Source organism: uncultured Algibacter sp. (genome assembly GCF_947487605.1).
Lineage (GTDB): Bacteria > Bacteroidota > Bacteroidia > Flavobacteriales > Flavobacteriaceae > Algibacter_D.
The window spans coordinates 339,103-350,581 of the sequence record NZ_CANKXK010000003.1 but is presented as its reverse complement, the minus strand read 5'-3'; the positions used below and the strand labels follow the sequence as shown (position 1 = coordinate 350,581).

The window sequence follows — 11,479 nt, the reverse complement described above, 5'->3', positions numbered from 1 at the left end:
GACAGTTCACAGCGTATTTGGCTCACTATTTTATAATTGGTCAAACGATGAGCTCCTAAATGAATATCACAAAAAAACTGATAATCAATATTGGCATTAAGTTGCTCTATTAGTCTTTTATCAGAACAACAGGCATAGTGCTTTAAAAACATTAAGGCTAGTTTACCTTTTGGACTAAAGTAATTCTTAGTGCCCTTAATAGATTCTTTGAGCTTAAAAGCCAATACCAACTCTTGCCAAGGAATAGCTGAATATATTTTCCCTAAATCACTTGATAAAAATTGATTGAAGTACATGTCAAAATTCTCTGATGGATTTAAGAATGAAAAATTATGCTGTAAATCGGAGATTCTTTGTATTTTAGACATACTTTGATAATATAAAACCCCGTTTTTTGAGTGTTCGGCTCGTTTTCGGGGTTTTGTTTTATCTAAAATACAACTTATTTTACTGAATATCAAGTATCTGAATCACTTCTGAAAGTGCCTATTATGCTTTTTGATGAATTTTTCAATGTTTGGAGTATGCTCTAACGACGACTTGGTTTCTTCATTAAAGTCAAAAACCACATGGACTTTTCTAAAATCGTAATGATTAGCTAATTTTACAATGGCTAATTCTCCATTTACTTGAATAAAGAAATCTTGAGGTCTTTTTTCTTCGATATATTTTTCCCAGCCATCATCATCTTGTTGCTCAATTAAAGTGTGGTAGTAAACACATTCTTTGCCAGATAATGGAGCAATAAGCGGTTTGTTGGCATGCAAAGCTTTACCAACAAATTTAACATATTCACCTTCCTTTGCATTATTAATTGATTTTCTTTTAGACTTTTTTAATTCACGTAAAATCATATTCTTATCACTGAAATAATTAGCGATAATTGCGAATATTATTATAGCAATAATAAAAACAAGAAATAAAATAAAATTTGATTCTTCAATAACTATAAGCATATTAACTATCTCTTTTTACCAAAGCATAATAATCGCCTTCTAAAGGTAAATATCCTTGGTCGTAAACAAAATAATAAACGGTGCCAGCTTTGGTTTTATATATACTTGTAAAATAGTTAAAGTCGAACCCAGCTTCAATAAGTTTAGCTCGTGAGGTTTTTGTTTTCTGCTGGGGATTTAGCATTTCAAGAATGCGGTAATTCTTTCTTAGTCTATTGTTGGTGTTGCGTATTAAGTTTTTACTATCCTTATTAACTTTATTATTGTAGGCATTTCGGCAACCATCGCTACAGAATTTTTTATCCATTCTACCAACAATTTTATCGCCACACTCTAAACATTGTTTATCCATAATTTTCTTTCTTTAATTCATACCAATTTATCATTTCATCTTCATAAGGAAATTGCTCAATATACTTTAATCCTATTTTTTGTAATATTTTATTTGAGGCAATATTACCCGTTTCTGCTGCGCCGCACATAGTTTCAATATTAAGTTTGTTAAAACCAAAATTTAAAACAGCTATAGCAGATTCCGTAGCATAGCCTTTACCCCAGTATCGTGGAATAAAGCGATAACCAATATCATAAAAATCTCTTTTAGTTCCTAGAACTTCCTTATTACCAGTATTTAATTTAATACCAGACCAACCTATAAAATTACCCGAAGATTTTTCAATAGTTGCGAAACGTCCAATATGCCTTTCTTTATATTGACTTCGTACAAATTTTATACTGTCTTTAGCTTGTTTTAATGTTTTAATAGGATTATTACCTAAATATTTATGTACATCTGGATTAGAGTCTAATTCGAAAATTCCTTGAATATCCGACTCTAATAAATCTCGCATTATAAGACGCTCTGTTTCTAGGTAAAATGTCATTTCTCTAATGATATTAAAACCAAATCGTCAATTAGTTTGTTCATGTTTAATGACGTTGCTGCATAATCGCAATTAAACTGTAAAGCGGCGGCAATTTTTTTATTGGGATAATAGATGAATATAGAATTAAACCCAGGCATAAACCCAGAATGTCCATAGGCTTCACCTAATTTGGAATCGTATATAAAGCTTCCCATGCCGTAAGAGCTTTTATTTTCTACATTAAGACCATTGGGGTTTGGTGTTGTTATTTTTTTTAAAGCAGATTTTGAAAATAGGTTTCCTTCATAATATAGTTTAGCCCATTTTGCTAAATCTGATGTTGTAGAAGCCATACCTCCTCCAGTCCATTCAACTTGTGGATTAATAAAATACTCTTCATTTTCAACAGTTTTGTTTGGAACAAAAAAAGCTTCGGGTAATCTGGAATAACCAACAGCTAGATTTGGAATTGATCGGGTTAATGACGGATAGGTATTAGATAGTTGATTCGGTTTCAGTAATTGAGATTGTACTAAATCATAATAGTTTTCCGAAGTTATTTTTTCAATTAACATACCAATTAAAATGTAATTTGTGTCTGAATATGCCCAACTCTCTCCAGCTTTATGTACGGGCTCGTCATTAAAAATAAATGAGAGTCTATCTTTGTAAGACCATATTTTATTTGGGTTATTATGAAGAGTTTCCCAAACTTCTGTTTTAAGCACATAGCGTGGTAATCCGCTAGTATGTTGAAGCAACATTTCAATTGTAATGTCTTGTATGTTTGCTAGTTTATTTAACCAATCTAATTCTGGAAAATAATTGATTAGTTTTTCTTTTAAATCGACTTTTCTGGAATCAACCAATTGCATTAATAAGGTAGCTGCATAGGTTTTCCCAATGCTGCCAGAAAAAAGGGTATGACTGGTTAATAATGGTAGGTTTTTTTCAACATCGGTAAAGCCAAAAGCATAATCTTTATTTGTTCCATCGCTATGGATAATTGAAAAGCATAATCCTGTTAAATTATTATCTTTTAAAGTTTTTGTAACTGTTTCGGCAAGAAGGTGCTGTTCTTGTGCTACAATAAATTCGCTAATAATTAAACTAAAAATAAGGAGTATAAAAGAATGTAGTTTATGTTTCATTAGGTATAGTTTTTTACCAATTACCAGCATATTGTAAATCGATGCGCGATTTCTCTGCTAAATATTGGTATTGATATCTTAAAATTTGACGCATATGTAAATAATCGTGGGCAAGCCAATTAGCCAAAAATAAATTGGCAGACATATTACCAAGCACATGATGTACAAAAACATTATCCCAATTAGCTTCAGTTTTAGATTTTAACCATTTAATAGATTTATTGCGTTCTTTTAAAAAAATATCGATTGAAGTTTGGTAATTTCGGGAGGCATAATTACGTTCTTTTACCCAATTATTTGGGTTTATGGGCATCATGTCCTGTGCAGGAGATTCAAGTACATGATTTGTTCTTGCTCTAAAATCTTCAACTTCTTCATCTATTAAATGGCAAACAATTTCAAGTAAACACCATTTTTCAGGCTGTGGTTTCCATAAATATTCCGCTTCAGTTTTATTTTTTAGAAGGGTTTTAAAAACATGTTTATTAGTTTCTAACTGCGTAGTAATAGCTTCAATTGTCATATGTTTAATTGATATAGATGCCCAATATAAGAAATTTTTACCCGTTTACAAACGACTACAAACATTTACAAACGATTTTAAATAAGTAACAACCGAATATTATTTGGAGACTGTCGCATTTTTGTCCTGTCGAAACATAAGAACTCGATAGTATTAACTGTTTAACGATAAAATTTAAAATTATGAACACACTTAAAAACAAAGTACAGTTGATTGGTAACTTAGGAAACGATCCAGAAATCATCAATCTAGAATCAGGAAAAACATTAGCTAAATTTAATATTGCTACAAATGAAAGCTATACGAATAATAAAGGCGAAAAAATTACAGATACCCAATGGCATAATGTAGTTGCTTGGGGTAAAACTGCACAGATTATTGAAAAATATGTAACCAAAGGAAAAGAAGTTGCTATTGAAGGCAAATTAACTTCAAGAAGTTATGATGATAAAGAAGGAAACAAACGTTACATTACCGAAGTTGTATGTAGCGAATTATTAATGTTTGGGAAGTAATTAGTTTTTACTTATATCTTTAATTTAAGAGGCTGTCTAAAAAGTAATTATGATACGTCATTACCAGAAATTTTGATTTCGAAGTAACATATTAATCAATAACTTGAATTACTTAACCTTTAAAGGAATGACGACTTTTTAGACAGACTTCTTAATTTTGATTATTATCAATATTATAATACCCTCCCTTGTTTTCCTTTCTATTTATAGATTGACTGATTATGAGGTGTGCTACATTAATCATATTTCTTAACTCACAAAGAGGAGTGGTGATTTTAGATTTTTTATAAAAATCTTCAATTTCGTTGTAAATTAAATCTAGATGTTTAATGGCTTTCTTTAATCTGTTATTACTTCTAACTATTCCAACATAATCGCGCATTAAAGCTTGTAGCTGTCTTAAATTATGTTGAATTAAAACATGTTCTTTTGCAATGCTTGTTCCATCATCATTCCAATTTGGTATATCAATCTCAATCGCTTCACAATCATGTGTGCTTAGATATTTAAAAATATTATGAGCATACACCAAAGCTTCCAATAAAGAATTTGATGCTAACCTGTTGGCACCATGTAATCCAGTTCGAGTACATTCTCCACAGGCAAATAAATTATTAACCGAAGTTTTTCCATCCATATTTACCTCAATACCACCACATAAATAATGTGATGCTGGTACTACAGGAATCCAGTCGGTCTCAATAGCGATATGGTTTTCTTTACATTTTTGGTATATGTTTGGGAAATGCTTTTTAAAGGTATTAATATCTAAATGTGTACAATCTAAAAAAACATGTGTATCACCTGTTTTTTTAAGTTCATTATCAATACTTTGAGACACAATATCTCTTGATGCTAATTCGGCTCTGTCATCATAATCTAACATAAACCGATTTCCTTTTTTATTACGCAAATAAGCACCAAAACCTCTTACTGCTTCCGATATTAGAAATGATGATTCGCCTTCGGGCTCATATAATGCCGTGGGATGAAATTGAATAAATTCCATATCCTTAATTTTAGCTTTGGCTCTATATGCCATAGCAACTCCATCGCCTGTAGCAATAACTGGATTTGTAGTATGGCCATATACTCTGCCAATGCCTCCTGAAGCTAACAATGTACTATCAGCTTTTATAGTAAAGATTGTTTCTGTTTTTTGATTAAAAATATATGCCCCGTAGCATACATTTTCTTTAGGGTTTTTGTCTATTAAATGATGATTAGTAACTAAGTCTATTGCAAAATGATGAGGTAAAATGGTAATGTTTTTCAACTTATGTGCTCGAGCTAGTAAAGCGCGTTCAATTTCTGCTCCAGTAACATCTTTATGATGGGCTACACGGTATTCTGAATGCCCTCCTTCTTTACCTAAATCAAAGTTTCCGCTTGTGTCCAAATCAAAGTTTGCACCCCAAACTATTAATTCTTTAAAACGTTTTGGACCTTCCTTTATAACCATTTCAACAACTTCCTTATTACATAATCCATCGCCTGCAATTAAGGTGTCTTGAATGTGTTTTTTAAACGAATCCTTTTCATCGTTTAAAACAATTGCAACTCCACCTTGGGCATATTTAGTATTAGATTCGTCTTCACTAGTCTTAGTAATTATTACAATTTTTTTATTGGAGAATTTTTCGGCCATTTTTACCGAGAATGTTAATCCAGCAATTCCAGAGCCAATAACCAAATAATTTGTAGTAATCATTTTTATTTAGAAAGTTCTAACATTCGCTTAATTGGTAATAAAGCACGTTCTCTAATAGCTTCTGGAACATCAATTTGTGGAGCTTCAGTTAGCATACAATCATGAAGCTTTTGAAGTGTGTTCATTTTCATGAAATGACACTCGCTACAAGCACAAGTATTATTTTCTTTAGCAGGGGCTGGAATTAATTTTGTATTAGGCATTTCTTGCTGCATTTTATGAAGTATTCCTGCTTCAGTCGCCACTATAAATTTTTGATTCTGATGTTCCTTTACATAGTTTATCATTCCAGAAGTAGAGCCTATGTATGTTGCGGTATTTAAAATATGTGTTTCAGATTCTGGGTGTGCTATAATTTTATAATCAGGATGTTTTTTGTGCAGTTCTATTAACTTGTCCATAGAAAAAGCTTCGTGTACAATACAGCTACCATCCCATAATAACATGTTTCTTCCTGTTTTACTGATGATATATTTACCTAAATTTTTATCTGGAGCAAAAATAATTGGTGTTTCTTTTGGAACGGAATCAACAATTTTTAGTGCATTAGATGATGTGCATACAATATCACTTAACGCCTTAATTTCTGCAGAACAGTTTACATAAGTAATAGCCACATGGTCTGGATGAGCTTTGGTAAATTTCTCGAAATCTTCTGGCAGACAAGAATCAGCTAACGAACATCCTGCTTCTAAATCAGGTAACACAACTGTTTTATCTGGGCTTAAAATTTTAGCTGTTTCGGCCATAAAATGTACGCCTGCAAATACAATCATATCAGCATCTGTTTCGGCCGCTTTTTGTGATAACCCTAAGCTATCTCCAACATAATCTGCAATATCTTGTATTTCTGGAACTTGGTAATAATGTGCCAGAATAACAGCATTCTTTTCTTTTTTAAGTTGAGCTATTTTTTCTTTTAAATTCATTTTAAATATCTTGAAGAAATTAAAAAATGGAAAAGATTATTCCTTTAAAAGATGTTTGTATTGTAACAAAGCAATCTTAAAAATTATGATTTAACAGGAACTAAAATTAGACTTTCTATATCGGCATTTATTTGCTGTAAAATCTTAGCATTAATGGCTAATTCATTTAAAAGAGTTGTTTTTGTTCCTTCAAAACCATGTTTTAAATTACTAAACAAATGATGATAATATAAAATACCTTCTTTCATGTTTTTAGCAAATGTTAGTAAATATTTTTCATCTTTTTTAGTCATTGATACTTTAGCTTCTTCTAATTTGTTTTTAAGAAAATTGAGGTAAATCTGTAATTCTTTAATAAATAAATTAGGTCTATCTGATCGTGTTATTACATTGGTTCTCCCATAAATATGATCTGTTATGTTTTTTAAACTCATTACTTTGGAGTAGTACGCCATATTAGGTCCTGGGCAAATTGAAACACCTTTGCCTTCTGTTTTAGTATCTAAATTATAAGTTAATAATGCCGAAGTACCTAAGCCAACACAGGTACAAGATTTCTCTGTAATTTTATTAAACTCAGCTTGATATTGCTTTACTGGTAGCTCTTGATTTTTTAATTCTTTTATCTTTAAATGTTGGTATTCTCTTGAAGCGGTGCAAATTCCTTGTTCTTTGAATTCTTTATTTAAAGCTACAAACTTTTTTGGGCAAGAACTACCTGGTTTTCCTTTGTTAATTCGTGTTTCTTTTTCGACATCTTTAGTATTGTCTTTAAGGTTATTAAAAGGAATGCCTAATGGAGAAATATTGCTTAAATATAAATCGTCCTCTTTAGCTAATGCCAATTTATCTAAGGTTTTTTTGTCTACTGTAGTAGCTTCTGGCACTAATAAAAAAGGTGTCCCCCAGCCTACAGAATCTAGATTATAATGATTCATTAAAAACGCATGCTCTTCTTCTGTTCCAACACCTCCTTGAGCTGTAATCTCTATTTTTAATGCTATTTTTGGTACTGTTCTCTTTTGGCCTATAAGAGCATTATTTAATAAATCATAGATTACTGTTTCCAACTCATTACGCTTTTCTTTAAATTCTGCTAAAACAGGTCCTAAAAGATATCCGTCTGTAGCAAAAGCATGACCACCACAATTAAGTCCAGATTCTATTCTATATTCCGATACCCAAAGCCCCTTTTTTGCTAAAAACTTACCTTGAATTAGTGCCGATCTGTAATCGCTTACTTTTAAAATAATTTTCTTTTTTATTATGCCTTTTTCATTTGGATAAAAATCGTTAAACTGAGACATATATGCATATAACCTAGGGTTCATTCCTGCCGATAGAATTACCGATGAATTTAATTTACTGTTTGCAAAACCTCTAAGAGCAGCATGTGCATCGTTATATTCTACAGGAAGTTTTTCTTTTTTAACATAATTATCTTTATCAACTTTCGTCATAATATTAACATCAATACTTCCCATACTAAGATTTTTTGATGCCCAATTTTTAATTTCAGTAAAATTTAATCCATTATTAGTAAGTTTATTAAATTCTGCTTTTAATGACGACCCATTTGGAAGCATGCTAACGTATGTTTTAATTTCATCGCTTTTTTCGGCTGTGACATTTTTTAGAGTTTCAAATTTCTTGTCTGCCAAATCGCTAATCAAGTTTAAATAAGATGTAATTCTTTTTGCTCTAAAATCATCAATTTTTTCTGTGATTTCTTGATAGGGTATTTCAAATTTTTCGCTGTACATTTTTCGGAGTTTCTCCAATAAAATATCATCTACTAAAGATATTACTGAATCTATACCATACTGTGCAACTTTTAAAGGTGTATCTATTGTAAATCCAATACCCATAACAGGAATGTGAAATGAATGTATATTTTTCATCTACTAATATTTTCTATAATTAGAATAAAATTAATTGACCAAGATATTGGTTTTACAAAACATCTATTATGACTTTTATCATATCTATTATTAAATATGATAGTTTAAAAGGCTATATTAGAATTATTAAGATTTCTATTTAGGTTACATTTTTTTTAATTATTCACAATAAGATTTCGTCAAAGGCAAAAATTCAATAAAACTTTGGCTACTCTGCCATCATTAATTATAGCTTCACTATTTTTATGCTTAATTTTCAATAGAACTACACCATGTCAGTAGAGCCAAAGTTAACTAGATTTAATCAGAGTGTTTTATCAAAATATCAGATATACAATAGTATATTCATGACCCTGCCTTTTGATGCCGTCACCAAAACGGGAGTTTTATTGCCGCTTTTTCATGAAACTTGTGAAAAAGGATTTAAGAAAGGTGATGATCCTACTACCATAGTTGATACATTCTTTAAAAAATACCAAGCTAGACGAAATAAGCAAAGCCAAATAAACTTATTGTTTAGGTTTATTCAGTATATAGAACGACAAGTTGTTTTGTTTGATGCTATCGAGGATGCTGCTTTTCCAGTTGTTAATAACATGGATGGTGTTGGTACTCTTAGAAATTTAAAAGGGTCTGCAATTTCTGAGGGCAAACTAGAAGAATTGAAAAATTATCTAGATGAGTTTAAGGTTCGTATTGTATTAACAGCGCACCCAACACAATTTTATCCTGGATCGGTACTCGGGATTATAACAAATTTAACCGAGGCTATAAAACAAAATGATTTGTCTGAAATTAACAATTTGTTCGGACAATTAGGAAAGACACCTTTTTTTAAGCACAAAAAACCAACACCATATGACGAGGCAAAAAGTTTAATATGGTATTTGGAGAATGTGTTTTATAAGACGTTTGGAGAAATATACAATTACATTCAGACGAATATTTACGATGACGGGAAAAAACACAACGAGATTATAAATATTGGTTTTTGGCCTGGGGGCGACCGAGATGGAAACCCTTTTGTTAAGCCAGACACAACATTGAAAGTTGCTAGAAAATTAAAGCAAGCTATTCATAAAAAATACTATCAAGATTTAAAAGATTTAAGGAAGAAACTTACTTTTAGAGGGGTTGAAGAACGCATTATACGTTTAGAAACCATGTTCTATAATTATAGTACTAATCAAAAAAGTGTCGAGGAAGACACAATGTCTTCTAAAGAATTTATAAAAGAATTATTAAGTATTAGAAATATTATTGTTGACCAGCATCAATCATTATATGTAAGTGAAGTTAATAATTTAATAAACAGAGTGCACTTGTTTGGGTATAATTTTGCAACACTGGATATTCGACAAGACAGTAGAATCCATCATTCTGTTTTTACTACAGTAATAGATCATTTAATAGCGTCTGGAAGTTCTTCTTTCCCAAATAATTATCACGATTTATCTGAAGCTGAACAAATTAAAATCTTAGCTAAAGCCGAAGCAGATATTACTGATTTAGATGTATTTGAAGATGAAATGGTTTCCAATACATTGAAAACAATAGCTATAATTAAAGACATCCAAAAAAGTAATGGAGAAAGTGGTGCTAATAGATATATTATTAGCAATAACCAAACAGCATTAAATGTAATGCAGTTATTTGCTATGCTAAAAATAGTTGCTTTTAAAGATGAATTAACAGTTGATATAGCACCATTATTTGAAACCATTCCTGATTTAGAAAATGCGCCAGGAGTTATGGAGCAGTTGTATACCAATCCAGAATATATGGCTCATTTACGATCTAGAGGGAGTAAGCAAACTATTATGCTAGGTTTTTCAGATGGTACAAAAGATGGCGGCTATTTAATGGCAAATTGGGGTATTTATAAAGCTAAAGAATTACTTACCGAAATGTCCAGAAAATATGATGTTACCGCTATATTTTTTGATGGTCGTGGTGGACCACCAGCGCGTGGCGGAGGGAAAACACATCAGTTTTATTCATCGCTTGGGCCAGCTATTGAAGACAAGGAAGTTCAATTAACCATACAAGGGCAGACAATTAGTTCCAACTTTGGAACACCAGATTCTTCTCAATATAATTTAGAACAACTTATAAGCTCTGGGATAAAAAATAGAATTGATGGTGATAAAAACATCATGTCTAGTGAAGATAGATTAGTCATGACCGATTTAGCTGAAACCAGTTATCAAACATATAAAGACTTTAAGAGTCATACAATGTTTATTCCGTATTTGGAACGTATGAGTACTTTAAAATACTATGCTAAAACAAATATAGGAAGTAGACCATCTAAGCGTTCTAAATCTGATAAACTCATATTTTCAGACTTGAGAGCGATTCCTTTTGTTGGATCTTGGAGTCAGTTAAAACAAAATGTCCCTGGGTTTTATGGAGTAGGAACTGCACTAAAAAAATATGAAGATAGAGATGAGTTTGATAAGGTAGAACAGCTCTACCATAATTCTAAATTTTTTAGAACATTGTTAGAAAACAGTATGATGTCTTTAACAAAATCTTTTTTCGATTTAACAAAGTATATGTCGAAAGATGAAGAGTTTGGTGATTTTTGGAATATTATTTATGAAGAATACCTTACCACCAAGCGCCTTCTTTTAAAGCTTACGGGTTATGATGAATTGATGGAGAATGAACCATCTGGAAAAGCATCTATTGAAGTTAGAGAATCAATTGTATTGCCTTTGCTTACAATTCAGCAATACGCTCTTAAAAAGATTCAAGAATTTGATAAAGCGGGTATTTTAGCTGATGATGAAGATAGAATGATATTTGAAAAAATTGTTACACGTTCGTTGTTTGGTAATATTAATGCGAGCAGGAATTCTGCATAGTTAAAACCTAGGAAGATATACTATATTCAGCGCTTATTCCAAATTTGGAATAAGCGT

At 31.2% G+C, this 11,479-nt stretch carries 11 protein-coding genes; 2 read left to right on the top strand and 9 right to left on the bottom strand.

Going from position 1 to position 11,479, the window contains the following annotated elements:
- From Q0739_RS05425 to Q0739_RS05400, 6 genes are all read right to left on the bottom strand, one after another.
- Positions 1-368, bottom strand: a 368-nt coding sequence (locus Q0739_RS05425; protein WP_298237686.1) for a transposase, incomplete at its 3' end; no start/stop codon positions are given.
- A gap of 102 nt (positions 369-470) precedes the next feature.
- Positions 471-956, bottom strand: a complete 486-nt coding sequence (locus Q0739_RS05420) for a hypothetical protein (RefSeq protein ID WP_298237685.1) — start codon at positions 954-956, stop codon at positions 471-473.
- A 1-nt stretch (position 957) separates the two neighbouring features.
- A complete protein-coding gene (locus Q0739_RS05415) occupies positions 958-1,308 on the bottom strand; it encodes a hypothetical protein (protein WP_298237684.1) in 351 nt (116 codons plus the stop codon).
- Positions 1,301-1,840 (bottom strand): GNAT family N-acetyltransferase, encoded by a 540-nt coding sequence (locus tag Q0739_RS05410; RefSeq protein WP_298237683.1) that lies wholly within the window; start codon positions 1,838-1,840, stop codon positions 1,301-1,303. The genes Q0739_RS05415 and Q0739_RS05410 overlap by 8 nt, the downstream gene beginning before the upstream one ends.
- Positions 1,837-2,973, bottom strand: coding sequence for a serine hydrolase domain-containing protein (locus Q0739_RS05405; protein WP_298237682.1), 1,137 nt, complete (start codon positions 2,971-2,973; stop codon positions 1,837-1,839). Before Q0739_RS05405 ends, Q0739_RS05410 begins: the two co-directional genes overlap by 4 nt.
- A 13-nt stretch (positions 2,974-2,986) precedes the next feature.
- Positions 2,987-3,496 carry a DinB family protein gene (locus Q0739_RS05400; RefSeq protein WP_298237681.1) on the bottom strand — a complete coding sequence of 170 codons (510 nt, stop codon included), beginning with the start codon at positions 3,494-3,496 and terminating at the stop codon, positions 2,987-2,989.
- A gap of 182 nt (positions 3,497-3,678) precedes the next feature.
- On the opposite strand from Q0739_RS05400, the gene ssb reads away from it, so the two are divergent.
- Positions 3,679-4,011 (top strand): single-stranded DNA-binding protein, encoded by a 333-nt coding sequence (gene ssb, locus Q0739_RS05395; protein ID WP_298237680.1) that lies wholly within the window; start codon positions 3,679-3,681, stop codon positions 4,009-4,011.
- Positions 4,012-4,162: 151 nt separating this feature from the next.
- Here ssb and nadB read toward each other — a convergent pair whose 3' ends face one another.
- The 3 genes from nadB to Q0739_RS05380 form a co-directional block, all read right to left on the bottom strand.
- On the bottom strand, positions 4,163-5,722 hold the full coding sequence (nadB, locus tag Q0739_RS05390) for an L-aspartate oxidase (RefSeq protein ID WP_298237679.1): 1,560 nt from the start codon (positions 5,720-5,722) through the stop codon (positions 4,163-4,165).
- 2 nt (positions 5,723-5,724) lie between these two features.
- Positions 5,725-6,651 carry a quinolinate synthase NadA gene (gene nadA, locus Q0739_RS05385; protein ID WP_298237678.1) on the bottom strand — a complete coding sequence of 309 codons (927 nt, stop codon included), beginning with the start codon at positions 6,649-6,651 and terminating at the stop codon, positions 5,725-5,727.
- Between the two features lie 83 nt (positions 6,652-6,734).
- Positions 6,735-8,552: a hypothetical protein gene (locus tag Q0739_RS05380; protein WP_298237677.1), complete on the bottom strand. Its 1,818-nt coding sequence runs from the start codon at positions 8,550-8,552 to the stop codon at positions 6,735-6,737.
- A gap of 272 nt (positions 8,553-8,824) precedes the next feature.
- Here Q0739_RS05380 and Q0739_RS05375 point away from each other — a divergent pair, with 272 nt between their 5' ends.
- On the top strand, positions 8,825-11,422 hold the full coding sequence (locus Q0739_RS05375; protein ID WP_298237676.1) for a phosphoenolpyruvate carboxylase: 2,598 nt from the start codon (positions 8,825-8,827) through the stop codon (positions 11,420-11,422).
- The last annotated feature ends 57 nt before the right edge of the window (positions 11,423-11,479 follow it).